Source organism: Amycolatopsis sp. TNS106 (assembly GCF_019330265.1).
Lineage (GTDB): Bacteria > Actinomycetota > Actinomycetes > Mycobacteriales > Pseudonocardiaceae > Amycolatopsis > Amycolatopsis lurida.
In genome coordinates, this window is record NZ_CP024972.1 from 5,805,449 (window position 1) to 5,830,529 (window position 25,081).

Below are 25,081 nucleotides of genomic sequence, written 5' to 3' on the forward strand. Positions count from 1 at the left end.
CATTCAGCGGGGAACGGTTCGGCGCCATGGGGGTGCATGGCCGTGCCTGAAGGTTCGCCGACCTATGAGCCGGGCCTGCGATGGAGCGAGGTCGACCGGTTCCGGCCCAGCGGGGGTTCCTATGGGACGCCTGTCGCGCAGGGCGCGGGGTTCAAGTACGACGAGGCGACCCTCCACGAGCTGGTGAAAGAGTGGTCCGACCTGGCAGTGGAGTACAAGAACGATCTGATTGACGCACACAGGATTGCCTTTGCTCAGCCGCCAGGACTCGAGTATGCAAGCGGAGACAACGCATCCATAACTCGGCAGTCCGGCGAAGCGCTTGTCGAAGCCCTTAATCAGCGCATCACCTACTGCGAGAACATGGCCAAGAAGTATCTGGCCGCTCTCGGCAAGTACGCCACTGCGGAAGAGCACGCCACCACAGTCGTCAACCAACAGCCGAAAGGCATCGCCTGATGCGTCGAACAGTCCTCATAGTCGGCGCGGCCGCGCTTGCCCTCAGCGCTTGCTCGACCCCCACCACGAACGGCACCCCCACCCCCACCAGTGGTGGAACAAGTCTGAGCCCGTCAAACCCAGCCAGTGCGTCCCCTGACGTACCCAAGGTCGGAAACCCGATCGACCTGACAAGTCTCAAGCAGACGCCCTGCAACAGCCTCACCAAGTCTCAGGTCGAAGAACTCATCGGTGTAGCGGCGGATGGCGAGGCACGGGACGGTGCAGCGGGGCCCGCATGCACTTGGGTCGCCCCCTCCACTACTCGGCCTCTCATCAGTGTGGTCTTCAGCAACGCACAAGACAGCGGCACGGCAAGGATCTATGAGGCCAAGGGGAAGGCATACCAATTCCTGGAGCCGCTCGAAGCAGTTGACGGTTACCCTCTGACCGCTTACGGCATCAAGGATGAGCGCTCTGCAGGCCGATGCTCGGCCGCATTGGGAACCAGCGACACCGAAACCATCGGCGTCGCCGCAGAGCAATCCGAAGCAAACGTTGGCAAGAAGGACCCTTGCGATGTTGCTCGTGAAGCCGCAATCAGGGTCCTCGCCACAATCCGAGGGGGCAACTGATGCCGGCAGGACCGCTCACCGCCGCCCAGATCTACGAACAGATCACCGGTGGCGAAGGCCCTGGATCGTTGGCCGATGCACAGCAGGGCGGCTTCAACCTGACCCAGCGGCACCACGAGCGTGCGCAGAAGCTCACCGCGCTCACCCAGAAGACCATGGCCGGCTGGCAGGGTGGCGCGAGCGACGCCGCAGCCGACGCGACGAAGCCTGTCGTGGAAGCCGCGTACGACGACGCGATGCATCTGGCCGTGGCGCAGTCGGCGATCAGCGCGCAGATGGACGCGTTCGGGACGGCCAAGAACTCGGTCAAGCCGGTTCCGCCCGAGCAGCCCACACCGACGGCCGAGGACGTCAAGGCGCTCATGGGTGGCGGCGGCCAGTTCACCTACTGGGACAGGGTCAAGGGGTACCAGGCCGACAGCCAGCACAACATCGACACCTTCGCGAGCTACCACTCCGCCAGCACCGCCAATGGTGACGAGCTGCCCGCCCAGTACGCGCAGCTCACCGACCCCGGCGGCAGCGTCACCTTGGACGAGGGCGGTGCCGGGAAGCCGGCGGTCAGAGGGTTCGGCGACGGCTCCGACGGACGCGAATACGGTGTCGGCGAGCCATACCGGGGCCCCAGTGGGCCCAGCGGACCGAGTGGCCCCAGCGGGCCGAGCACACCGGCACCGGGCGCGGCTGACAGCGGACCGCAGCCTGGGCCGGGATCCCAGCCAGGTCAGCATCATCCCGGCTTCCAGCAGCCGGAGGACGAAACCCGCGCGAATTCGTACACGCCGCCCCAGACCACCCCGGTCGTGCCGCCGGCGGCGAACCTCGACTTCGGGCCGACCGGCAAGCCGAACCCCACGTACAACCCGCCCGGCGCCTTCCCGCCCGGGTACGGGCCGGGAACGACCGGTCCCGGAGTCCCGGGTTCGGGCGTCAGGTCACCAGGTGGGCCGGGCAGCGGCGGGTTCCGCGGCGGCGTCGCCGGTCCGGGTGGGACAGGCGGGCCCGGACAGCAGCCCGGTATGGGTGGCCGAAGCGGCGCCGGGATGCCCGGCGAGGGCATGGCCGGCCGTGGTGCGGCGGGCGCGGCCGGCCGTGGTGCGGCGGGCGCGGCCGGTTCGGCCGGTCGTGGCGGGGCGAACGGGATGCCGATGGCGCCCGGCGCGGCTCGCGGTAAAGGCGAGGAGGACAAGGAGAAGAAGGCTCCGGCGTACCTTCAGAACCCGGATCCCGACGAGACCTTCGGCGGTTATCCCGAGAAGCCGATGCCGCCGGTGATCGGCGAGAAGAAGAAGTAGCACCACAGTCCCAGGGGAGGGAGGCACGTGGTGCTCGCGCGCCCGGTCGAGATCACGCTCGACACCTTGTTGACCGCGTTCCGTCACGCCGGCTGCGGAGATCCGCATCTGATCTTCGCCGGCGGGCTGCGCTACATCCCGCCGTCGTCGCGAAACGGCGAGGACAGGGCGGCGTTCGAGGAGCTCGGCGGGCTCGGATTCACCGAGGGCAAGCGGCTGACCAGCGACTTCGAGGACGTCCTGCACATACTCGACCGGCCGAACACCGAGTACTACGCGACGTTGCGTACGGAGACAGAGCAGTACAACGTGCTCGTCGCCGTACGCGGACGTGCCGCGGTGACCGCGATCTGTGAAGGCAACCGCGTGTGGTTGAAAGGCGTGCGGACCGCCGACCGCGCGGCGGCGCTCGTGATGAACCTGCCCGAGTACCCGCCGGCGCGGTTCGCCCCGTTCTCCTTGCCCCAGGACGACTTCAACGGCGACGGTGGGGACGGTCTTTACGACGAGCCCGAATCCCGAAGCCGCGAAGCGCGGCAGCTGGACGAGGTCTTCGACCAGCCCTATTTCGGGGTCGGTTTCTTCGCCGCCGCCATGCACCCGGACGGGGGTAAACGCACCGAGGCCACGGACGGTCTGTCCTATCTGGACCTCGGCTCCGGACGGGTGGCCATGCACGTGAGCGGTTCGCCCCGGAACCGGTACATCACCGTCCTGCCCGGCGAACCCACGTTACTGGCCCAGAAAGTCGCCGCGCTCCGGGCGAGCCTCGATCACTGACTCGATCAGCCGCACCGACCGCACCGGATCCAGCGCGACAGCGTCCACAGTGGACGGCAGATAGGGTTCGACATCGCAAGGCCGGTGCAGGAAAAGCCCGCATCGCCGATGTTCCAGGTACACCACCGGCGATGCGTCACCGAATTCCAACAGAACGTAGGCATCGCCCGCATGTGCTCCGGCCGTGAACGGGATGACCCGGAGTTCGACGGTGGGCCGCTCCGCCATCGAGAGGAGATGCCGAAGCTGATTCGCCATCACCCGCGGCCCCCCGACCTGACGATGCAGCGCCGCTTCGTCGACATAGGCGACGAACCTCTTCTGCTCCATCAGTTTCCGCCGCTCCCCCGAGCCCGCGGCTCTCGCGTAGGAGGGGGTCTGCAGCAGACCAGGCAGGAGCGCGGCTCCGAACGCGACGATCTTGATGGCCTCCTTTTCGTACTGCGTAAGCGTTTCACGCTGGAAGGACACGTCGGCGAACCACCACGGCCCGGTGTCGCGAGCCAGCGAGAGCAGCGCCTCTCGCCGCTCCCCGGTGACTTGGTAGACCGCGAGCAGCGCCGACACCTCCTCGGCGGATGCCGCGCGCACACCGGTTTCGATCCGGCTGATCGTCGACTGGGACCACGCCAGTTTGTCGGCCACTTCGGTCGCGGCCAGCCTGGCGACCTTCCGCGCGGCTCGCAGTCCGTCGGCGAGGGCCCTGGCCTGGGGTGTGGGTCTCGGCTTCGGCATCGCCGACAACCTGCCCGGTGCGCTCGGGCAAGTCATCCCCCGAGGCGGGCGACCTCGCGGATGGCGCTGGAGATGGCACCGAAGTCCTTCTTCAGCAACGCCCCGTGATTGCTCTCGACCTTCGCGCTCACCTTGATGTCCGGGTTGCGCGCGGTCACACCGTCGAGCCCGGCCCGGATCTGTTCCTGCTCCTCGCCCTTGCTGCCGAAGGAGGTCCCCGAGGCGACCACGTACCGCGTCGCCACGGTGATGCCGTCGAGCACGGGGCCCAGCTCCGCTTCCCGCGAGAGTTTGCCGAGTTCGATGTTGCTCTCCGCCAGCTGACCGGCGGACATCCGCGGGGTCAGGCCGGTCGGGCGCAGCAGCGGCATGACCAGGTTCAGCCGCTTGAACAGCTTCCGGATCCGCTGCTCCATCGCTTCGTCAAGCCAGTCGTACGGGAACGCGCCGTCGACCAGGACCGCGCCGATGGTGCGCTCCGGGTTCCGGGCGGCCCAGTGCGCGGCGACGACCGCGCCGTAGGACCAGCCCACCACCACGGCTCGCTTCACTTGCCGGGCATCGAGGACCGCGCCGACGTCGCGGACGGCCGCCTCGAAGGAGTAGTCAGCGGACCGGCGAGACTTGCCCCGGGCACGCTCGTCGTAGGTGATGTGGCGGAAGTCCGAGCCCAGGTCGGCGAGGATCCGCCGCCAGTAGCCCTGGGTCGCGAACTGGCCGTTGAGGTAGACGATCGGGACGCCGGGGCCGCCGGTATCGGTGACGGCGAGCGCGGTGTCTTCGACGGGGAGCATTCCGGTCCAGGCAGAGGAAGTCATGAGGCAACTATCGAGGTCGGGCCTGACACCGCTCTGACGTCGCCCTGACACGAAAAGGCCCCCTCACGACAGCGAGGGGGCCTTTTCGTCAAGCCGGACTACTTGAGAGCGAAACCGCCGGAGCCCGCCCAGTCGAGGGCGAACGCCGGGAGCAGGCCGAGCACCAGCGTGACGATGACGCCGAGCGTGATCGCCGTGGTGGTGAACGCTCCGGGCACGGTGACGGTCGGGCCGTCGGGGGCGGGCTCGGAGAAGTACATCAGCACGATCACCCGCAGGTAGAAGAAGGCGGCGACGGCGCTGAAGATCAGGGCGACGACGACCAGCGGCGCCATCCCGTCGGACAGGGCCGCCGAGAACACCACGAACTTCCCGACGAAACCACTGGTCAGCGGGATACCGGCCAGTGCGAGCAGCAGGAAGGTGAACACGCCTGCCAGCACCGGAGACCGCTTCGCCAAGCCTGCCCAGGCGGACAGGTGCGTCGCCTCACCGTTCGCGTCCCGCACCAGCGAGACGACACCGAACGCGGCGAGCGTGGTGAAGCCGTAGGCCAGCAGGTAGAACAGCGTGCTCGACAGGCCTTCCTCGGTCATCGCGATGGCACCCACGAGCAGGAACCCGGCGTGCGCGATGGACGAGTAGGCGATCATGCGCTTCACGTCGGTCTGCGTCAGGCCCAGCACCGCGCCGATCAGCATCGAGATGATCGCGACGGCCCAGAGCACACCGCGCCATTCCCAGCTCGTCGACTCGAACGCCACCTGGAACACCCGCAGGATCCCGCCGAACGCCGCGACCTTGGTGCAGGCGCCCATGAACGCGGTGACCGGCGTCGGCGCGCCCTGGTAGACGTCCGGGGTCCAGGTGTGGAACGGGCCGACCGAACCCTTGAACAGCAGGCCGACCGCGAGCAGGCCGAGCCCGGCGAACAGCAGCGTGTCCGACCGATCCGAACCGGCGGCGGCGTTGGCGATGTCCGACAGCTTCACGGAGTTCGCGTAGCCGTAGAGCAGCGCGAGACCGTAGAGGAAGAACGCCGACGAGAACGCGCCGAGCAGGAAGTACTTGACCGCGGCCTCCTGCGAGAGCAGGCGACGACGGCGGGCGAGCCCGCACATCAGGTACAGCGGCAGGCTCAGCACCTCGAGCGCGATGAACATGGTGAGCAGGTCGTTGGCCGCGACGAACGCCATCATGCCGCCGAGCGCGAACAGCGTCAGCGGGAAGACCTCCGTCTGCATCCCGGTTGTGCCGACCTGCGCGCGGTCTTGGACCGTGCCAGGGCGGATACCGGCCTGCGCGACGAACGCGCCACCCGGCTCGACCGAACGGTCCGCGATCAGCAGCAGCGCGCCCAGCGCCAGCGCCAGCAGCGTGCCCCACAGGAACAGCGACGGCCGGTCGACGGCGATCGAGCCGCTGAAGGTCGTGATGCCGTTCTTCGGCGCGGACGAACTGGCGTACCAGGCCAGGAAGACGCCCGCCGCCCCGATCCCGACCAGGGACAGGAAGACCTGCGACGGCCACCGCATGTGCTTGGGCAAGAAGGCTTCGAACAGCACGCTGACACACGCGGCCCCGAGGATGATCAGGATCGGCGTGACGGCGAAGTAGTCGATCGACGGCACCGTCACCGGTGGCGCCTGAGTCAAGAAGTGCACGGTTTACTTGCCTCCCTGCACGGCAGACATGGTCTGCTGCACCGACGGGGTGATCGTGTCGAGCACCGGCTTGGGGTAGAACCCGAGCGCGATGATCAGCACGACCATCGGCGCCAGGATCGCGATCTCCTTGCCGCCGAGGTCCTTGATGGCTTTGGTCGCCCCGAGTTCGGGAGCGATGGCCGTGCCAGGGCCGCCGCCGGCGCCGATCAGGGCGTCACCGCGGACGGGCCCCTGCATGACGCGCTGGTAGAGCCAGAGCACGTACGCCGCGGCCAGCACCATGCCGACCGTCGCGATGATCGTGTACACCGGATAGTCCACAAAGGACCCCAGCAGCACCAGGAACTCACTGATGAAGGAGTTCGTGCCGGGCAGGGACAACGTGGACAGACCGGCGATGAGCAACATCCCGCCGAGCAGCGGGGTCACCTTCGCCATGCCGCCGTAGTCGGAGATCCGGGTGGACCCGCCGCGCATCACGATCAGGCCGACGACCACGATCAGCATGCCGGTGGCGAGGCTGTGGTTGAGCATGTACGACACCGAGCCGACCATCGCCTGCTCGTTGAAGGTGAAGATGCCCAGCGCGATGAAGCCGAAGTGGGCGATCGACACGTAGGCGATGAAGCGCTTCATGTCGCGCTGCCCGGCCGCGAGGATCGAGCCGTAAAGGACACCCGCGACGGCGAGCACCAGCACCCAGGGCGCGAGTTCCTTGCTGGCCTCCGGGAACATCGGGAGGCAGTAGCGCAGGAACCCGAACGTGCCGACCTTGTCCAGCACGCCGACGAGCAGCACCGCGACGCCGATGGGCGCCTGACCCGCGGCGTCCGGCAGCCAGGTGTGGAACGGCACCAAAGGGGCCTTGATCGCGAAGGCGAGGAAGAACCCGATGAAGAGCCAGATCTGGGTGCCCAGCGGGGCGTCACGGACGACCGTGACGAGCGTTTCCCAGTCGAAGGTGCCCTTGCCGAGCTCGTCCGAAGCCAGCGAGTACGCGCCGATCGCCGAGGCCAGCATGATCAGGCCGCCGAGGAACGAGTACAGGAAGAACTTGACCGCCGCGTACTGCCGGTTCGCGCCGCCGTAGCCGCCGATCAGGAAGTACATCGGGATCAGCATGATCTCGAACAGCACGTAGAACAGGAAGACGTCGGTCGCGGCGAACACCGCGATGGTCAGCGCCTCCTGCACCAGGATCAGCGACAGGAACCCGCCCGCCGAGCGCCCGGCGGGGAGCTTGTCGGTGAGGCCCAGCGCGCCGACCACGATCGGCACCAGCAGGCCGATCACCGCGATCATCACCAGCGCGATGCCGTCGATGCCGAACGAGATGTGGATGCCGAAGTTCGGGATCCAGTCCATCGAGGACTTCTGCTGGATCCGGTCCCCCGAAGGCGTGTAGCTCGCCCACATCGGGATCACCAGCAGGAACGTCAGGAGCGACACCACGAGCGCGGTGAGCGTCGCCAGCCTGTCGTTCTTCTTCATCCCCGCGACGACCGCGGCGCCGGCGAGCGGCAGCAGGATGGATGCGAGTACCCAGGTCATCAGGAGAACCTCACCAGCAGGAGTGCCGCCAGAAGCAGGAATGTGCCGCCCAGCATGGACAGTGCGTACGAGCGGACGAAGCCGGTCTGAAGGCGGCGCAGGCGCCCGGATCCGCCGCCGAGCGCGGCGGCGAGTCCGTTGACCGCGCCGTCGACCCCGCGGTTGTCCACGTAGACCAGCGCGCGGGCGAGCCAGGTGCCCGGACGGGCGACCAGCGTCTCGTTCAGGGTGTTGCCGTACAGGTCGTTGCGCGCGGCCTTGACCACTGCGGAGACCCGCTCCGGGCGTTCCACCGGAACGTCCTTACGGCCGACGAAGAACCACGCCGCCGCCGCGCCGAGCACGGAGAGCGCCACGGTGAGGATCGGGACAAGCGCGTGCGGGATGACGCTGTGGCCGCCCTCTTCGAGCGGACCGACCACCGGCGAAAGCCATTCGGCGAACCGGTCGCCGAGGGCGAAGAACGCACCGGCGCCGATCGAGCCGATCGCCAGGATGATCATCGGCCACTTCATGATCGCCGGAGACTCGTGCGGGTGGAAGTCCCGACCGTCGCTGGACTTGATCTCCTTCCAGCGTTCCTTGCCGAAGAAGGTCATCACCATCAGGCGCGTCATGTAGAACGCGGTGAGCCCGGCGCCGAGCAATGCCGCGCCACCCATCACCCAGCCGCGCCAGCCGCCCTGGGACAGCGCCGCTTCGATGATCGCGTCCTTGGTGAAGAAGCCCGAGAGCGGCGGGATGCCGATCAGCGCCAGGTAGCCGAGGGCGAAGGTCCAGAAGGTGACCGGCAGGTGCTTGCGCAGCCCGCCGAACTTCCGCATGTCGACCTCGTCGTTCATGGCGTGCATGACCGAACCGGCCCCGAGGAACAGCCCGGCCTTGAAGAAACCGTGCGCCACCAGGTGCATGATGCCGAGCGCGTACGCGATCGGCCCGAGACCGACGGCCAGCATCATGTACCCGATCTGGCTGACCGTGGAGTACGCCAGGACCTTCTTGATGTCGTCGTAGGCGCAACCGATGATGCACCCGATCAAGAGCGTGACCGTGCCGACGAGGGTGACGATCAGGCGGCCGTCCGCGGTCGCGTTGAAGATCTCGTGCGCGCGGGCGACCAGGTAGACGCCGGCGGTGACCATCGTCGCCGCGTGGATGAGGGCCGAGACCGGGGTCGGGCCCTCCATCGCGTCCGGAAGCCAGGCCTGCAGCGGGAACTGACCGGATTTACCGCAGGCGCCCAGCAACAGCAGGATCGCGATCGCGGTGACCGCGCCGGTCGGGATCTGGCCGACGGCGCCGAAGACCTCGGCGTAACCGGTGCTCCCGACGTACTTGAACATCAGGAAGATCGCCAGCGCGAGCCCGACGTCACCGACGCGGTTCATCAGGAACGCCTTCTTCGCCGCGGTGGCCGCGGACGGGCGGTCCTGGTACCAGCCGATGAGCAGGTACGACGCGAGACCCACGCCCTCCCAGCCGAGGTACAGCGTCACGAAGCTGTTGCCCAGCACCAGGATCAGCATCGAGGCGACGAACAGGTTGAGGTACGCGAAGAACCTCGACCGGTCGCGGTCCTCGGCCATGTAGCCGATCGAGTAGAAGTGGATCAGCATGCCGACGCCGGTGATCAGCAGCACGAACGTCAGCGAAAGCGCGTCGATCCGGAGCCCGAAGTCGACCTGCAGCGCCGAAACCGGGATCCACGAGAACAGTTTGACGTCCGCGGTGGCCTTCGTGTCGGCCGTGAAGAACAGCAACAGGCCGTACACGAAGGACAGCGAGACGGTCGCACTGCCGAGGAGGTGTCCCCAGCCCCTGGCTCGTTTACCGGCCAGCAGAAGAATCAGTGCGCCAAGAGCCGGGAAGGCCACCAGCAGCCACGATGATGCGGTCACTCTTGAACCCCTAGTACTTCAGCAGGTTGGTGTCGTCGACCGAGGCCGAGCGCCGGGTGCGGAAGATCGCCATGATGATCGCGAGCCCCACCACCACCTCGGCGGCGGCGACGACCATCACGAAGAACGCCATCACCTGGCCGTCCAGCGACCCGTTGATCCGGGCGAACGTGACCAGGGACAGGTTCGCCGCGTTCAGCATCAGCTCGATGCACATGAACACGACGATCGCGTTGCGGCGCACCAGCACCCCGACCGCGCCGATGGCGAACAGCAGCGCGGACAGGAGCAGGTAGTACGTCGGGGTCATTCCTCGTCCCCTTCTTTCTTACCTACGAGCGCGTGCGGGCCCACAGCGTCGTCGGACGTTCCGGCGACCTGCTTGCGCTCGGTTTCCAGCTGTGCGGCCGAAGTCGACTCGATGATCTCCGAGAGCGACTCCCTGGCGATCGAGCCGTCGGGCAGCAGCGCCGGGGTGGCGACCGAGTTGGCCGTGGCGAAGACACCCGGGCCGGGCAGCGGCGAAGGCCGGTCGTGCTTTCCGGTGAACCGGTCGACGACGAGTTCCTTCTGGTTCTTCTTGCCGCCCTTGGCGTGCCGGTCGGTGAACGCGAGCACCATCGCGCCGAGCGCGGCGGTGATCAGCAGCGCCGAGGTGAGCTCGAACGGGAACAGGTACTTCGTGAAGATCAGCCGTCCCAGCCCGCCGGGGCCGCCGCCGTCGACGTTCGCCGGGTCGACCGGCAGGGCCGGGGTCACGTTGGCCATCGCGCGGGCGAGACCCGCGGCGAGCAGCCCACCGACGCCGATGCCGAGCAGGGTCGCCATGACCCGCTGCCCGCGCAGCACTTCGACGACCGAGTCGGAACTCTCCCGGCCGACCAGCATCAGCACGAACAGGAACAGCATCATGATCGCGCCGGTGTAGACGATGATCTGCGTGAAGCCGAGGAACGGCGCCTGCTGGATCATGTACAGCGCGCCGAGGCACAGCATCGTGAGGACCAGCCACAGCGCCGAGTGCACGGCGTTGCGGGAGAAGATCATGCCGAGCCCGCCGAGCAGCGCGAGCGGGCCGAGCACCCAGAACGCGATGGTCTCACCGGTGGTGATCCCGGCCGAAACATCCGTCTGGGCGAGGAAAGCCGTGATCACTGGACCGGCTCCTTCGGCTCAGCGGGCTTCCGTGCGAGTTCCGGGCCGTTGACGTAGTAGTCCTGCTCGTTGTCGCCCAGCCGCATCGGGTGCGGCGGCTGCTCCATACCGGGCAGCAGCGGCGCGAGGAGGTCTTCCTTCGTGTAGATCAACCGCTGCCGGTCGTCGTCGGCCAGCTCGTAGAAGTTGATCATCGTCAGGGACCGGGTCGGGCAGGCCTCGACGCACAACCCGCAGCCGATGCAGCGCAGGTAGTTGATCTGGTAGTCGGCGCCGTACCGCTCACCGGGCGAGTAACGCGCCTCTTCGGTGTTGTCGCCGCCTTCGACGAAGATCGCGTCCGCCGGGCAGGCCCACGCGCACAGCTCGCAGCCGACGCATTTCTCCAGCCCGTCCGGATGCCGGTTGAGCTGGTGCCTGCCGTGGTAACGCGGAGCGGCGGGGGCGCCTGCCTCCGGGTACTCCTCGGTGGCGACCTTCTTGAACATCATCCCGAAGGTGACACCGAAACCCTTGATGGGATCAAACATCCCCATCGCCGGCCTCCCTTCCACTGGAAACCGCCGCGGGCTTGCGCTTGGCAGCCCGGGCTTCGGCCTTCGCGATGGCCTTCTGACGCGGAGTCTTGTCCGGAACCTGCAGGTCGAGCGGCGGCACCGGGAACCCGCCACCGGTCACCGGGACGTAGTCGTCGTCCGGGATCTTCTTGTCCGGCAGCAGCAGGCTCAGGATGACGACGACGAGGATGAGCGCGCCGCCGCCGATGAGGATCTGCGGCGTGGACAGGCCACCCGAGTTCTTGATCGCGCGGACCGTGACGATCACGACGATCCAGACCAGGTTGACCGGCACCAGGACCTTCCAGCCCAGCCGCATGAACTGGTCGTACCGCAGCCGCGGCAGCGTGCCGCGCAGCCAGATGAAGCCGAACAGCAGGATGAACAGCTTGGCGGCGAACCAGATCAGCGGGAGCCAGCCCTGGTTCAGCGCGTGGTCGGCGCCGACGAACGGGAACTTCCAGCCACCGAGGAACAACGTCGTCGCGAACGCCGAAACGATCACCATGTTGACGTACTCGGCGAGGAAGAACATCGCGAACTTCATCGAGCTGTACTCGGTGTGGAAACCGCCGACCAGCTCGGATTCGGCCTCGGGAAGGTCGAACGGCGCGCGGTTGGTCTCGCCGACCATGGAGATCAGGTAGATCACGAAACTCGGCAGCAGCAGGTAGAAGTACCAGCCGGTCTGCTGCGACTCGACGATCTGCGAGGTCGACATCGAACCCGCGTAGAGGATGACGCCGACGATGGACAGACCCATCGCGATCTCGTAGGAGATCACCTGGGCCGCGCTTCGCAGACCACCGAGCAGCGGATACGGCGAACCGGACGACCAACCGGCCAGCACCAGGCCGTACACACCGATCGAGGAGCAGGCGAGGATCACCAGCACGCCGACCGGCAGGTCGACCAGCTGGAGCGTGGTGCGCTCACCGAAGATCGAGACCACCGGGCCGAACGGGATCGCCGCCAGCGCGATCAGCGCCGGCACCGCGGAGATCACCGGCGCGAGGAAGTACACCTTGCGGTCGGCCGTGTCCGGGATGATCTGTTCCTTGAACGGCAGCTTGATCGCGTCCGCGAGGGACTGCAGGTAGCCGCCGGGCCCGACCCGGTTGGGGCCGGGACGGTTCTGCATCCGGCCGACCGCTTTCCGCTCCCAGACGATCAGGAAGATCGTCAGGATCGGGCCGATCAGCAGGATGACGACCGTCTTGATCAGGATCAGCCACAACGGGTCGTCGGCCAGCAGCGCCGCCCGCTCGGCGGCGTCCGGCATCTGGCTGAGCAACGGAGTCACTTCTCACCTCCGGTGAGGGTGACGGCCGAACCGTGACCCGCGCCGAGAGAGGCGCGGACGGCCGAGCCGTCGGAGTTGCCCGGGAGCCACACGACGCCGTCCGGCAGGTCCGCGACCTCGATCGGCAACGTGATGGAACCGCGTTCGGTGGAGACCTTCACGGTCTTGCCCAAGCCTTCGGCGGTCTTCGCCGAGAGCTTGGCGACGACCTCGCGCTGCGTGCCCTTGAGGTGCGGCTCGCCATCCTGCAGCGATCCGTTGTCGATCAGCTGCCGCCAGGTGGCGAGGAGAGCCTTTCCGTTCGCCGCGCTCGCGGCGGCGGCCGCCACCGGCTCGAAGGTCGCGGGCTCGGTCTTGCCAGGCAGCTTCGCCAGATCGGCGGCCGAAGCGGCCGGGGTCTGCGTGAAGATGTCCGCGTCCATCTCGACGGCGAGGGTGTCGAGCACCCGGCAGTCCGGCAGGGCGCCGGTGCCTTCGAGGGTGACGGCGAACTCGCGGCGGCGGCCTTCCCAGTTCAGGTAGCTGCCCGCCTTCTCGACCGCCGGGGCGATCGGGAGGACGACGTTCGCGTGCTCGGTGACCGCGCTGTGCCGCAGTTCCAGGCTCACCACGAACTTCGCGTTCACGAGTGCCCGCAACGCCAGGCCCGGATCCGGCAGGTCGTCCGGGTCGACGCCGCCGACGAGCAGGCCGTCGAGGCCGTTCTCGGCCGCCGCCTTGAGGATGGCGGTGGTGTCGCGGCCTTCCGTGGCGGGAAGCGTGACGCCCCAAGCCTTTTCGACCTCGGCGCGAGCCGCGGCATCGGTGACCGAGCGGCCACCGGGGAGCAGCGTCGGCGCCGCGCCCGCCGCCAGGGCACCGCGTTCACCCGCGCGACGCGGGATCCACGCGAGCCGGGCGCCGGTGCGCTCCACCAGCCGGTGCAGGGCCGAGAACAGGCCGGGAACCTCGGCGGCACGCTCGCCGACGAGGATCACGGCACCTTCCGAGGCCAGCGCCTGGTCGACGTCTTGCGCGTGCTGCGCGATGCCGTCGATCGCGGCGGCCTCGGCCCCGGGGGCGCAGGCCAGCAGCTCGCCGAAGGTCTTGCGGACCGACGAGGTGGTCCACTGTCCCAAGTGGACGACGCGGGTGCGGTTCTTGCGGGCCGCCTTGCGCAGCCGCAGGAACACGATCGGCGCCTCGTCCTCCGGCTCGAACGCGACGCACAGCACCGTGCGTGCCCGCTCGATCTCGCGGAAGGTGACGCCGCTTTCCGGCGTCGTGCCGACCACGTGCGACGCGAGGAAGCCCAGCTCCTCGGCCGAATGCGGACGGGCCCGGAAGTCGATGTCGTTGGTGCCCAAGGCGATCCGCGCGAACTTCGAGTACGCGTAGGCGTCCTCGACAGTCAACCTGCCACCCGTCAGCACCGCGGCACCCTTGCCGTCCCGCGCCTCGGCGAGCCCGGCGGCGGCCGCGCGCAGCGCGTCGGTCCAGGAAGCCTCTTCCAGCACGCCGTCGGCGTTGCGGACCAGCGGACGCCGGATGCGGTCATCGGCGGTGGCGTAACGGAAGGCGAACCGGCCCTTGTCGCAGATCCACTCTTCGTTGACCTCGGGGTCGTCGCCCGCGAGCTTCCGCATGACCTTGCCGCGGCGGAAGTCGGTCCGCTCGGCGCAGCCGGACGAGCAGTGCTCGCACACGCTCGGCGAGGACACCAGGTCGAACGGCCGCGAACGGAACCGGTACGCGGCCGACGTCAGCGCGCCGACCGGGCAGATCTGGATGACGTTGCCGGAGAAGTACGACTGGAACGGCTGGCCCGACGTCGTCCGCGAAGCCAGGTCCAGCACGTCCGCCGTCTCGGCCGTGCCGATCTGCTGGTGGGCGCCGCGTTCGAGCAGTTCGATGAACGGGTCGCCGGCGATCTCACGAGAGAACCGGGTGCAACGCTGGCAGAGCACGCAACGCTCGCGGTCCAGCAGCACCTGCGAGGAGATCGGCAGCGGCTTCGGGAACGTCCGCTTCGTGTCGACGAACCGGGAGTCCGCGCGGCCGTGCGCGAGCGCCTGGTTCTGCAGCGGGCATTCGCCGCCCTTGTCGCAGATCGGGCAGTCCAGCGGGTGGTTGATGAGCAGCAGCTCCATCACACCCTGCTGGGCCTTGTCCGCGACGGCCGAGGTCAGCTGGGTCTTCACGACCATGCCGTCGGCGACCGTCATGGTGCACGAGGCCTGCGGCTTCGGCATCGGGCGGCCGCCCATTTCGACCTCGACCAGGCACTGGCGGCAGGCACCGGCCGGGTCGAGCAGCGGGTGGTCGCAGAAGCGCGGGATGACCGTGCCGAGCCGTTCGGCGGTGCGGATCAGCAGCTCGCCCTTGGGCGCGATGACCTCTTCGCCGTCGATGACCAGCTTGACGTGGCCTTCGGGGACCGGAGTCTCTTCGACCTCGGTTCCGGGCTTGTCGGGTGCGATCGTCATGCCTGCGCCCCCACCAGTTCGCGCTTGTTGGTTTCACACAGTGCGAGGAATTCCTCGCGGAAGTACTTGATCCCGCTCTGGATCGGCGAGACCGCGCCGTCGCCGAGGGCGCAGAACGAGCGGCCGAGGATGTTGTCGCAGACGTCGAGCAGGGTGTCGATGTCCTCCTCGGTGCCGTGGCCCTCGACCATGCGCTCCAGGATCTGCGCCAGCCAGTACGTGCCCTCGCGGCACGGCGTGCACTTGCCGCAGGACTCGTGCTCGTAGAACTGCGTCCACTTCATCACGGCCCACGGCACGGAAACGGTCTCGTTGAAGACCTGCACGGCCGTCGTGCCCAGCATCGACCCGGCTTCCGCCGCGCCTTCGAAGTCCAGCGGAACATCGAGGTGCTCGGCGGTGAACATCGGCGTGGACGAACCACCCGGCGTCCAGAACTTCAGCGGGATGCCGTCCTTCATGCCGCCCGCCATGTCCAGCAGCTCGCGCAGCGTGGTGCCGAGCGGGCATTCGTACTGGCCGGGCTTCTCGACGTGGCCGGAGATCGAGTAGATCTTCGGGCCTGGCGACTTCTCGCGGCCCATCTGGCGGAACCAGTCCGAGCCGCCGTTGACGATGTACGGCGCACTGGCGATGGTCTCGACGTTGTTCACCGTGGTCGGCGCGGCGTAGAGACCCGCGGCGGCCGGAAACGGCGGCTTGAGCCGCGGCTGGCCGCGACGGCCTTCCAGCGAGTCCAGCAGCGCCGTCTCCTCGCCGCAGATGTACGCCCCGGCGCCCGCGTGCACGGTGATGTCGAGGTCGAATCCGGAGTCGAGGATGTTCTTGCCGAGGTAGCCCGCTTCGTACGCCTCGCGCACGGCCGCGTTGAGGCGGCGGATGCAGTGCAGCGCCTCGCCGCGGACGTAGATGAAGCAGTGGTGCGAGCGCATCGCGTACGAGGCGATGATGCAGCCCTCGATCAGCGAGTGCGGGTCCGCCATCATCAGCGGGATGTCCTTGCAGGTACCCGGCTCGCCCTCGTCCGCGTTGATGACGAGGTAGTGCGGCTTGTCCTCGTTGGGCGGCATGAAGGACCACTTGATGCCCGCCGGGAAGCCCGCGCCGCCACGGCCGCGGAGGCCGGAGTCCTTGACCAGCTGGACGATCTGCTCGGGAGTGGCCTTGAGCGCCTTGCGGATCGCGGTGTAGCCCTCGAGGGCTTCGTAGGACTGGATCGTCCACGAGTTGGGCGAAAGCCAGCGCTTCGTGAGGACCGGAGTGATGGGATCGGCCATTACTTCGTCTCCCCTGTTTTTGATGGCAGAGCCGGAAGCGGAACGTCCTTCATCGCGGGCGCGGTCCAGCCGCGGTCCTGCGCGACCTGCGCTCCCCGCAGGGTTTCGACGGCCTGCGAAGGACCATCGACGTCCGTGCGGTACTGCTGCGCGTCCTCCGGGAAGAACCCGGCGAGCTGCAGTTCGGCGCCCTTGAAGTTCGTCAGCGGCGCGCCGCGCGTCGGAGCGGGCTTCTTGCCCGCCTGCAACGCGTCGACCAGCGCGACGGCCTTGTCCTCGGTCTGGTTGTCGAAGTACTCGTAGTTGACCTGGATGACCGGGGCGAGGTCACAGGCCGCGAGACATTCGGCGTGTTCGAGGGTGATCGAGCCGGGCTCGTTCGGCGTGCCCGCGGTCTCGTTGTGCCCCAACGGCTTCTCTTCGGAGCCGAGGTGCGTCTGGAGCTTCTTGTAGATCGCGTCGCCGCCCATGGCCGCGCAGAGCGTATTGGTGCAGACGCTCACCAGGTGCTCGCCGCACGGGCGGCGTTTGTACATGGTGTAGAACGTCGCGACCGCGCTGACCTCGGCGTCGGACAGGTCCAGGTTCTGCGCGCAGAAGGCGATGCCCTCCTGGCTCACGTAACCCTGCACCGACTGCACCAGGTGCAGCATCGGCAGCAGCGCCGACCGCGACTGCGGGTACCGCGCGATCAGGTTCTGGGCCTTGGCATAGGTGTCGGCGTCGAAGATGTCTTCGAGCTTCGCGTTCTCCAGGATCCCCTCCGCCTCGGCGGGATCCGGCGCGATCGCGATCACGTCGACGTCACCACCGGCGGCGATGTGGGTCTGCTCGGCCAGGCTGGTGCCGGGCTCGGGTGTCGGTGTCGTTCCGGGCTGGGTGCTCAACGGTCCACTCCCCCCATGACGGGGTCGATCGAGGCGATGGCGGCGATCACGTCCGCCACCAGGCCGCCTTCGGCCATCGCGGGCATCGACTGCAGGTTCACGAAGCTCGGTTCGCGCACGTGGACCCGCAGCGGCCTGGTGCCGCCGTCGGAGACCAGGTGCACGCCGAGTTCACCGCGCGGCGATTCCACCGACGTGTAGGTCTGGCCCGGCGGGACCTTGAAGCCCTCGGTGACCAGCTTGAAGTGATGGATCAGCGATTCCATCGACTGGCCCATGATCTTGCGGACGTGCTCGAGCGAGTTGCCCATGCCGTCGCTGCCGATCGAGAGCTGCGCCGGCCAGGCGACCTTCTTGTCCTCGACCATGACCGGGCCCGGCTCGAGCTTCTTCAGGCACTGCTTGATGATCCGCAGGCTCTGGTGCATCTCCTCGACGCGCAGCAGGTAGCGCGCCCAGCAGTCCGCCTCGGTCGAGGTCGGGATGTCGAACTCGAACTCGTCGTAGCGCGAGTACGGCTCGGTCTTGCGCATGTCCCACGGGAGCCCGGCACTGCGCAGCACCGGACCGGTGACACCGAGCGCGAGGCACGCGTCGACCGGCAGGTAACCGACGCCCTTGAGCCGGTTGCGCCAGATCGGCTGACCGGTGAAGAGCTTGTCGTACAGGGGAAGCCGCTCGTCCATCGTCTTGACGAACGCGCTGACCACCTCTTGGTAGTCGTCCGGCATGTCCTGCGCGAGACCGCCGGGGCGGATGAACGCGTGGTTCATCCGGAGGCCGGTGAGGTGCTCCAGCAGGTGCAGGACCTCTTCACGCTCACGGAACCCGAGCGTCATCGCCGTCGTGGCACCGAGTTCCATGCCGCCGGTGGCGATGTAGACCAGGTGCGAACCGATGCGGTTGATCTCCAGCAACATCACGCGCAGCAGTTCGGCGCGGCGCGGGGCCTGGATGCCGAGCAGCTTCTCGACACCGAGGCAGTACGCCATCTCGGTCGACAGCGGGGCGAGGTAGTCCATGCGCGTCACGAAGGTGACGCCCTGGGTCCACGTGCGGTACTCGCAGTTCTTCTCGATCCCGGTGTGCAGGTAGCCGATGACCGAGCGGAGCTGCGTGACGGTCTCGCCCTCCATCTCCAGCACGAGCCGGAGCACGCCGTGCGTCGACGGGTGCTGCGGGCCCATGTTGATGACCATGCGCTCGTCGTGGCGGGAGTCCTCGATGAGGTCTTCCCAGTCACCGCCGGAAACGGTGTAGACGCGGCCTTCGGTGGTCTCGCGGGAGTCGGCGTAGTTGACGTCGTCGGTGCTGTCCGCGCCTCGTGCGCTGGTGTCCGTGCCCGTCGTGACGTCGGAGAGGTGTTCTGTGCTCACGAGTACGACCTCCGCTGGTCCGGCGGCGGGATCTCCGCGCCCTTGTATTCGACCGGGATCCCGCCGAGCGGGTAGTCCTTGCGCTGGGGGTGGCCGTCCCAGTCGTCCGGCATGAGGATGCGGGTCAGCGCCGGGTGACCGTCGTAGACGATGCCGAACATGTCCCAGGCTTCCCGCTCCTGCCAGTCGGCGGTCGGGTAGACCCCGACCAGTGACGGGACGTGCGGGTCTTCGATGTCGAGCGTGACCTCCAGCCGGATGCGGCGGCGGTACGTCATCGAGGTGAAGTGGTAGACCGAGTGCAGCCGCTGCGGGACGTCGACGCCGTAGTCCACGCCGGAGACCGAGCTGAGCAGTTCGAAGCGGAGACCGGTGTCGTCGCGCAGGACCTTGGCGATCTCGACGAGATGCTCGCGGGAGACGTAGAAGGTGATCTCGCCGCGGTCGACCGTGGTCTGCAGGATCGCGTTCGCCGGGATCTTGTTGTCCGCCAAAGCCGCGTAGAACTCGTCGGCGAACTCGTCGAACCAGCCGCCGTACGGGCGCTCGGCCGGGGGCGGGCTGTACGCGGGGAGGCGGACACCGCCGTAACCGGAGGTGTCACCGGTGCCGCGCACGCCGAACATGCCCTGGCGCTCTTTACCGGTGACGACCGGCTCGGCCGGGCGGGCGCCCTGCGGTTCGAGACCGCCTTCGGGCCGGTCGGCGCTGGACTGCTCGCCGCCGGTTTCCGGGGTTTCGGGGGAGTTTTCTTCGGGCACGTCGCTCACTTCTTCGCGTACTTGATCGAGGAGGCGATCAGCTCGGTGCGCTCACCGCTGGCGGCGCGGATCGCGGCCCGGCGGGCGTTGATCGGCTCGTCCTGGATCTTGGCGTGCAGCTTCAAAATCGCGTCGAGCAGCATCTCGGGGCGCGGCGGGCAGCCGGGGAGGTACATGTCGACCGGGACGATGTGGTCGACGCCCTGCACCACGGCGTAGTTGTTGAACATCCCGCCGGACGAGGCGCAGACGCCCATCGCCAGCACCCACTTGGGCTCGGCCATCTGGTCGTAGATCTGGCGGAGCACCGGCGCCATCTTCTGCGTGACGCGGCCGGCGACGATCATCAGATCCGCCTGGCGCGGCGTCGCGCTGAAGCGCTCCATGCCGAAACGCGCGATGTCGTAACGGGAACCGCCGACGGTCATCATCTCGATCGCGCAGCAGGCGAGACCGAAGGTGGCGGGCCACATCGAGTTCTTGCGCGCCCAGTTGACCAGGCCCTCAAGGCTGGCGAGCAGGATGCCGTTGGGGAGTTTTTCTTCGAGGCCCATGCTTCTCTAGTTCCAATCCAGGCCGCCGCGACGCCACACGTAGGCGTACGCGAAACCGACCGTCGCGATGAACAGCACGATCTCCACCAGGCCGAACATGCCCAGCGCGTCCGCGGAGACCGCGAACGGGTAGAGGAAGACCATCTCGATGTCGAACAGGATGAACAGCATCGCGGTGATGTAGTACGCGACCGGCATCCGGCCGCCGCCGACGACCGGCTGCGGCGACGGTTCGATACCGCATTCGTACGCCGCGAGCTTCGCCTTGTTGGCCCGGCTCGGGCCGACGAGCGGGCCGAGCAGCACCGAGAGCACCGCGAAGCCGAGAGCGAGGACGAACAAGAGGACCAAAGGGAGGTACATGTCCAGGTTCGGCACCGAAGGGGTGTTCGCCTGGGTCAGCACGGGCAACATCAGCACGGGGTTTTCGCCATCCTTTCCGCGCCGCTGCGGTTTTCGAGTCGGGGTTCACCGCTTCCCACGGTCGGCACCCTAAGTCACCTGGGTCACACCGCCGAGGGTTAGGCAACCCTTACGGGCCGTGCATGACGGCCCCCTTGCTTGTGAAATAGTTCACAAGCCTCCCGTCGAGGATGTGAAGCGATTCACAAAGCATGGGGCGAGTGTAGGACGTGACTCACATTCTTGTCCCTAGGCCCCGTGCTATAAGGCTGCCCTAACTTGACCGCACGGCCAGCACGCTTGCTTCCCGCATGCGGTACCGATGACCTGCGACGTCGTTCCCAAGATCGGCTTCCGGGGCCCGTTTGACCACATTTGTCCTGTGACCGATACCACTGCCCGGAGTACCCGTGACTGGTCCAGACGTGTGGAACCGCCTACTTGCGCCCCGGCTCCTGAAGCGCGTGAAGGCCCCCTTCCCTCGGCTGAGCCGAGGGAAGGGGGCCTTCACGCGAGTTCCGGAGGTGTCAGCGCGGGGAGGGGGTGGCGCGGGCCAGAGCGGCGATGAGGCGGTCGACGCCGTCGCCGCCCTTGGCGTCGTAGCAGCCCGAAAGTCCCTTGTACACCAACGGAAGGATCGAGTTGATCCGCAGCCCGTACTTCGTCGCGGCGTGCATGATCTTCGGCTTCCCGATCAGCTTCGCGAACACGTTGCCGAGCCGGTAGTAGCCGCCCATCAGCTCCGCGACGGCGCGCGGGTAGCCCTCCAGCGCCCGCTCACGCGAAGGACCTTCGCGGCGCGCCAGCGCCTGCACGACGAACTCCGACGCCAGCTGCGCCGACTCCATCGCGGCCGAGATGCCCTCGCCGTTGAACGGGCTGACCATGCCGCCCGCGTCGCCGAGCAGCAGCAGTCCGTCGCGGTAGTGCGGAGTGCGGTTGAAGCCCATCGGGAGACCGGCGCCGCCGACCTTGCCGATGGCGTTCTCCTCGCGGTAGCCCCATTCCTCGGGCGTCCCGTCGAGCCACTGGCGCAGCAGCGCGCGGTAGTCGGTGCTGCGGAACGCGGCCGACGTCGACAGCATGCCGAGACCGACGTTCACCGTGCCGTCGCCCAGCGGGAACGCCCAGCCGTAGCCGGGCAGCAGCTTCGGGTCGCGCGGGTCCGAGCGGTCCCACAGCTCCAGGTGGCCCTCGATGAACGGGTCGTCGTGGCGCGGGCTCTTGTAGTACTGCCGCACCGCGACGCCCATCGGGCGCTTCTCGTTCTTCTGGATGCCGACGCTCAGCGCGAGCCGCGCGGAGACGCCGTCGCAGGCCAGGACCAGCGGAGCGCGGTAGCTCACCGGCGTCTTCTCCGGGCCGACCTTCGCCTCGACACCGATCACGCGACCGGTGGGGCTGGTGATGGCACCGGTGACGGTGGTGCGCTCGTAGAGCCGCGCGCCCGCCTTCACCGCGGTCTTCGCGAGCAGGTCGTCGAAGTCCTGGCGGGTCCGCGAAACGCCGTACGGCGGGTAGCTCGTCAGGTCCGGCCAGTCCAGCTCCAGCGTGAGCTCGCCGGTGAGGATCCGCAGGCCGCGGCTGTGCACCCAGCCGGCGTCCTCGCTGGTGTCGATCCCCAGGTCGATGAGCTGCTTGACGCCGCGCGGGGTCAGACCGTCGCCGCACACCTTCTCGCGCGGGAACTCGGTCTTCTCCAGCAGCAGCACGTCGACGCCCGCGCGGGCGAGGTACGTGGCGGCGGTGGAGCCGGCCGGTCCGGCACCGACGACGATGACTTCGGCGTCGTGGTCAGCGTTGCGACGTGTCATGGCCGCGAGTTTATGCGGGCTTTTTGGCGCGGTGGATGGCGACGACGCCGAACGTGAGGTTCAGCCACTCCACCTCGGTCCACCCGGCGCTCGCGATGATCTCGCCGAGCGTCCGCTGATCCGGCCACGCCAGCATGGATTCGGCCAGGTAGGAGTAGGCCTCGGGGTTCGACGAGGTCCTGGCGCCGACCCAGGTGAGCAGCTTCGCGATGAACTTCCGGTGCAGGAACCGGATCGGCGGGAATGTGGGCGTCGACACCTCGCAGATCACCAGACGGCCGCCCGGTTTGACCACGCGCGCGATCTCGGTGAGCGCGGCCTTGGTGTCGACGAAGTTCCGCAGCGCGAGCGAGATGGTCACCGCGTCGAAGCTCTCGTCGGCGAACGGCAGCTTCATCGCGTCCGCGGCCACCATGGGGACGCCGCGGTGCTTACCCGCCTTGAGCATGCCGACCGAGAAGTCCGCCGCGAGGCACCACGCGCCGTTGCGCGCGTACTCGACCGTGGACACGCCGGTGCCCGCCGCGAGGTCCAGCACCTTCTCGCCGCGTTTGGCGTCCAGCACCCGGCCGGTGATGGTGCGCCAGCGGCGGTCGAAGCCGAAGGTCATGAACGAATTCGCGCGGTCGTAGCCGTCCGCGACGTCGTCGAACATGGCGGCGACTTCGTGCGGATCCTTGTCAAGACTCGCTCGGGACATACCCGCACACTACTTCGCTCGTCCTGAGGGATCGCGGCCAAGCGGGAGCAAAGCGACGTCCCGTAGGTTCACCTGACCCGGTGAAGCAACGCCGGGGCACGGTGCGCACCGGCCCCCGCGACCTCGCCGGCGAGGATCCTCCGCTCCAGCAACCGCAGTTCCGGCCCCGGTTCGAGGCCGAGCTGATCGACCGAGACCCGGCGCGCACGCCGGTACGCCGCCAGCGCGTCGGAGGTGCGCCCGGCTCGCCAAAGAGCGTCCATCAGGAGGTACTGGGCACGCTGCCGCAGCGGATTCCGCCGCACCAGATCCGCCAGCTCGACGGCCGCGCTCGCGTGCCGCCCGAGGTCCAGATCGGCCTGGTAGAGCTCTTCGAGCAGGACAAGCCGGTGCTCCGACAGGCGCATCGTCTCGTCCGAGAGCAGCGGGACGTCGAGGCCTTCGTAGGGGGCGCCGTGCCAGTGCGTGAGGGCCTGCCGGATAAGCGAGGCGCGCTGCGCGGGGTCGGCGGACTTCAACGCCTGGCCCGCCAGCGTCTCGAAGGTCTCGACGTCGAGTTCGCCGGGGTGGACCTCAAGCCGGTAGCCGCCGTTGTCGAAGCCGAGCCGGTCGCCCTCGGGCAGGGCCTGCCGCAGCTTGTGGACGTGCCAGTGCAGCTTCGGCACCGCGCGCGGCTCCCATTTGCTGTCCCACAGCGCCTCGGTGAGCACGTTCACCGGGACGAAGGTGTTCGCGCGGACCAGCAGCACGCCGAGGAGCGTTCTCCTCATCCGGCCGTGCAGCGGGACCGACCGCGATCCGGAAGAGATGCTGAACGTGCCCAGTACTTCGAACCTCACGTGCCGTCCTCTCGCTCGATGGCGTGAGGGGACGATGAATGCCGGTTGTACAAAATGGATACAAAGTGATCACTTGAGTGCGGAGAGCATTCCCCGCACCGACCTCGGCCAGGCGAATTCCTCCGCTCGCGCCCGCGCCGCCGCCCGCCGCGCGTCCTCGGGGCGCTCCAGCAGACCCGTGACAGCGCCCGCGAACGCCGGGGCCAGATCGTCGACGGCCTCGCCGCAGCCAGGCCGCACGATCTCCCGCAGCGCCGACGACGCCGAGACCACCACCGGAGTGCCCGAAGCGAGCGCCTCCAGCGCGGCGAGCCCGAACGTCTCGTGTGGACCGGGCGCGAGGGAGACGTCGGCGCTGGCCAGCAGCCGCGCGACGTCGCCGCGTCCGGAAAGGAAGCCCAGGAAGGTCACCGGAAGGCCGCGCGCCCGCCGTTCCAGCGCACGCCGCCGAGGGCCGTCACCGGCGATCACCAGCCGCACGTCGTGCCCTGCCTCGGTCAGCTCGGCGACGGTGTCCACACTGCGTTCGACGTGTTTCTCCGGCGACAGGCGTCCACAGTGGACAAGCAGGGCGTCGGCGGTGCCGGACAGCGTGTGCCGCCAGCCGTCGTCACGCCGGGCCGGGGTGAACGTCGTGAGGTCGACGCCGAGCGGCACCCGGCGCACGTTCGGTGCGGCGATCCGGTCGAACTCAGCGCGGGCGAACGCCGTCGTGCAGACGACCGTGTCGTAGCGCCGCGCCATCCGCCGGTTCGCGACGTCCGCGACGCGCCGCGCGACGGGTTCCGGCATCAGGAACTGCTCCAGCAGCCTGTCCAGCCGCTCGTGCGAGATCACCATGCTGGGCACGCCGTTGCGCCGCGCCCACACGCCCATGCCGCGCAGGGTGAGCCTGTCGGACACTTCGAGCCTGTCCGGCTCCAGGCGTTCCAGCACCGCGCGCACCCGGTGCGGGTCGACCGCGCGATAGCCACCGGTGCCCGGGATCTGCGGCGCCGGAAGGGAAAACCGGCGGACTCCCGTGGGCAGCGTCTCGTCCGCGTAGCGCCGCCCTGGCACCACGAGGGTCACCTGATGGCCGCTCGCCACGTAACCGGCGCCGAGGTGGTGCAGGGCCGTGCGGAGCCCGCCCGAGCGTGGTCCGTAGAAGTTGGCCAGCTGGACGATGTGCATT

The 25,081-nt window shown here is 68.2% G+C and carries 24 protein-coding genes; 4 read left to right on the forward strand and 20 right to left on the reverse strand.

Features of this window, described 5'->3' with window-relative positions; genetic code table 11:
• The first annotated feature begins 36 nt into the window (after positions 1-36).
• From CVV72_RS26280 to CVV72_RS26295, 4 genes are read left to right on the forward strand one after another with little or no spacing between them, the layout of a single operon-like run.
• Positions 37-459: a hypothetical protein gene (locus CVV72_RS26280; RefSeq protein WP_219146215.1), complete on the forward strand. Its 423-nt coding sequence runs from the start codon at positions 37-39 to the stop codon at positions 457-459.
• The gene (locus tag CVV72_RS26285) at positions 459-1,073 is read left to right on the forward strand and encodes a DUF3558 domain-containing protein (protein WP_219146216.1); all 615 of its coding nucleotides are present in this window, start codon (positions 459-461) and stop codon (positions 1,071-1,073) included. Before CVV72_RS26280 ends, CVV72_RS26285 begins: the two co-directional genes overlap by 1 nt.
• Entirely contained in the window at positions 1,073-2,368 is a 1,296-nt protein-coding gene (locus CVV72_RS26290) for a PPE domain-containing protein (RefSeq protein ID WP_219146217.1), read from the forward strand. Before CVV72_RS26285 ends, CVV72_RS26290 begins: the two co-directional genes overlap by 1 nt.
• A 27-nt stretch (positions 2,369-2,395) precedes the next feature.
• Complete coding sequence (locus tag CVV72_RS26295; RefSeq protein ID WP_219146218.1) at positions 2,396-3,148, forward strand: ESX secretion-associated protein EspG; 753 nt, start codon at positions 2,396-2,398, stop codon at positions 3,146-3,148.
• Here the strand turns inward: CVV72_RS26295 and CVV72_RS26300 are convergent.
• The 20 genes from CVV72_RS26300 to CVV72_RS26395 form a co-directional block, all read right to left on the reverse strand.
• Positions 3,101-3,883 carry a helix-turn-helix transcriptional regulator gene (locus CVV72_RS26300; RefSeq protein WP_219146219.1) on the reverse strand — a complete coding sequence of 261 codons (783 nt, stop codon included), beginning with the start codon at positions 3,881-3,883 and terminating at the stop codon, positions 3,101-3,103. The two genes, CVV72_RS26295 and CVV72_RS26300, sit on opposite strands and share 48 nt — an antisense overlap.
• A gap of 32 nt (positions 3,884-3,915) precedes the next feature.
• Positions 3,916-4,701, reverse strand: coding sequence for an alpha/beta fold hydrolase (locus CVV72_RS26305; RefSeq protein WP_219146220.1), 786 nt, complete (start codon positions 4,699-4,701; stop codon positions 3,916-3,918).
• A 98-nt stretch (positions 4,702-4,799) separates the two neighbouring features.
• Positions 4,800-6,365: an NADH-quinone oxidoreductase subunit NuoN gene (nuoN, locus tag CVV72_RS26310; protein ID WP_219146221.1), complete on the reverse strand. Its 1,566-nt coding sequence runs from the start codon at positions 6,363-6,365 to the stop codon at positions 4,800-4,802.
• A gap of 3 nt (positions 6,366-6,368) precedes the next feature.
• Positions 6,369-7,919: an NADH-quinone oxidoreductase subunit M gene (locus tag CVV72_RS26315; protein ID WP_034310692.1), complete on the reverse strand. Its 1,551-nt coding sequence runs from the start codon at positions 7,917-7,919 to the stop codon at positions 6,369-6,371.
• On the reverse strand, positions 7,919-9,817 hold the full coding sequence (gene nuoL / locus CVV72_RS26320) for an NADH-quinone oxidoreductase subunit L (protein WP_219146222.1): 1,899 nt from the start codon (positions 9,815-9,817) through the stop codon (positions 7,919-7,921). The genes CVV72_RS26315 and nuoL overlap by 1 nt, the downstream gene beginning before the upstream one ends.
• Before the next feature lie 10 nt (positions 9,818-9,827).
• The gene (gene nuoK, locus CVV72_RS26325) at positions 9,828-10,127 is read right to left on the reverse strand and encodes an NADH-quinone oxidoreductase subunit NuoK (RefSeq protein ID WP_005151882.1); all 300 of its coding nucleotides are present in this window, start codon (positions 10,125-10,127) and stop codon (positions 9,828-9,830) included.
• On the reverse strand, positions 10,124-10,972 hold the full coding sequence (locus CVV72_RS26330; protein ID WP_219146223.1) for an NADH-quinone oxidoreductase subunit J: 849 nt from the start codon (positions 10,970-10,972) through the stop codon (positions 10,124-10,126). The genes nuoK and CVV72_RS26330 overlap by 4 nt, the downstream gene beginning before the upstream one ends.
• Complete coding sequence (gene nuoI / locus CVV72_RS26335; RefSeq protein WP_125678873.1) at positions 10,969-11,508, reverse strand: NADH-quinone oxidoreductase subunit NuoI; 540 nt, start codon at positions 11,506-11,508, stop codon at positions 10,969-10,971. The genes CVV72_RS26330 and nuoI overlap by 4 nt, the downstream gene beginning before the upstream one ends.
• Positions 11,495-12,832, reverse strand: a complete 1,338-nt coding sequence (nuoH, locus tag CVV72_RS26340; RefSeq protein WP_255632268.1) for an NADH-quinone oxidoreductase subunit NuoH — start codon at positions 12,830-12,832, stop codon at positions 11,495-11,497. Before nuoH ends, nuoI begins: the two co-directional genes overlap by 14 nt.
• The gene (locus CVV72_RS26345; protein ID WP_219146224.1) at positions 12,829-15,297 is read right to left on the reverse strand and encodes an NADH-quinone oxidoreductase subunit G; all 2,469 of its coding nucleotides are present in this window, start codon (positions 15,295-15,297) and stop codon (positions 12,829-12,831) included. Before CVV72_RS26345 ends, nuoH begins: the two co-directional genes overlap by 4 nt.
• Positions 15,294-16,574 carry an NADH-quinone oxidoreductase subunit NuoF gene (nuoF, locus tag CVV72_RS26350; protein WP_126733248.1) on the reverse strand — a complete coding sequence of 427 codons (1,281 nt, stop codon included), beginning with the start codon at positions 16,572-16,574 and terminating at the stop codon, positions 15,294-15,296. The genes CVV72_RS26345 and nuoF overlap by 4 nt, the downstream gene beginning before the upstream one ends.
• Positions 16,574-17,461 carry an NADH-quinone oxidoreductase subunit NuoE gene (nuoE, locus tag CVV72_RS26355; protein WP_219146225.1) on the reverse strand — a complete coding sequence of 296 codons (888 nt, stop codon included), beginning with the start codon at positions 17,459-17,461 and terminating at the stop codon, positions 16,574-16,576. Before nuoE ends, nuoF begins: the two co-directional genes overlap by 1 nt.
• Positions 17,458-18,837, reverse strand: coding sequence for an NADH-quinone oxidoreductase subunit D (locus CVV72_RS26360; RefSeq protein ID WP_219146226.1), 1,380 nt, complete (start codon positions 18,835-18,837; stop codon positions 17,458-17,460). Before CVV72_RS26360 ends, nuoE begins: the two co-directional genes overlap by 4 nt.
• Complete coding sequence (locus tag CVV72_RS26365) at positions 18,834-19,598, reverse strand: NADH-quinone oxidoreductase subunit C (RefSeq protein WP_219146227.1); 765 nt, start codon at positions 19,596-19,598, stop codon at positions 18,834-18,836. Before CVV72_RS26365 ends, CVV72_RS26360 begins: the two co-directional genes overlap by 4 nt.
• A 5-nt stretch (positions 19,599-19,603) precedes the next feature.
• Entirely contained in the window at positions 19,604-20,152 is a 549-nt protein-coding gene (locus CVV72_RS26370) for an NADH-quinone oxidoreductase subunit B family protein (RefSeq protein WP_005151847.1), read from the reverse strand.
• 6 nt (positions 20,153-20,158) lie between these two features.
• The gene (locus CVV72_RS26375; protein WP_219154136.1) at positions 20,159-20,566 is read right to left on the reverse strand and encodes an NADH-quinone oxidoreductase subunit A; all 408 of its coding nucleotides are present in this window, start codon (positions 20,564-20,566) and stop codon (positions 20,159-20,161) included.
• 515 nt (positions 20,567-21,081) lie between these two features.
• Positions 21,082-22,368, reverse strand: a complete 1,287-nt coding sequence (locus tag CVV72_RS26380; RefSeq protein WP_126733244.1) for a geranylgeranyl reductase family protein — start codon at positions 22,366-22,368, stop codon at positions 21,082-21,084.
• A 10-nt stretch (positions 22,369-22,378) separates the two neighbouring features.
• Positions 22,379-23,068 (reverse strand): demethylmenaquinone methyltransferase, encoded by a 690-nt coding sequence (locus tag CVV72_RS26385; RefSeq protein WP_219146228.1) that lies wholly within the window; start codon positions 23,066-23,068, stop codon positions 22,379-22,381.
• Between the two features lie 68 nt (positions 23,069-23,136).
• A complete protein-coding gene (locus CVV72_RS26390; protein WP_219146229.1) occupies positions 23,137-23,907 on the reverse strand; it encodes an AfsR/SARP family transcriptional regulator in 771 nt (256 codons plus the stop codon).
• A gap of 69 nt (positions 23,908-23,976) precedes the next feature.
• Positions 23,977-25,080 (reverse strand): glycosyltransferase family 1 protein, encoded by a 1,104-nt coding sequence (locus CVV72_RS26395; protein ID WP_219146230.1) that lies wholly within the window; start codon positions 25,078-25,080, stop codon positions 23,977-23,979.
• Position 25,081 lies beyond the last annotated feature (1 nt).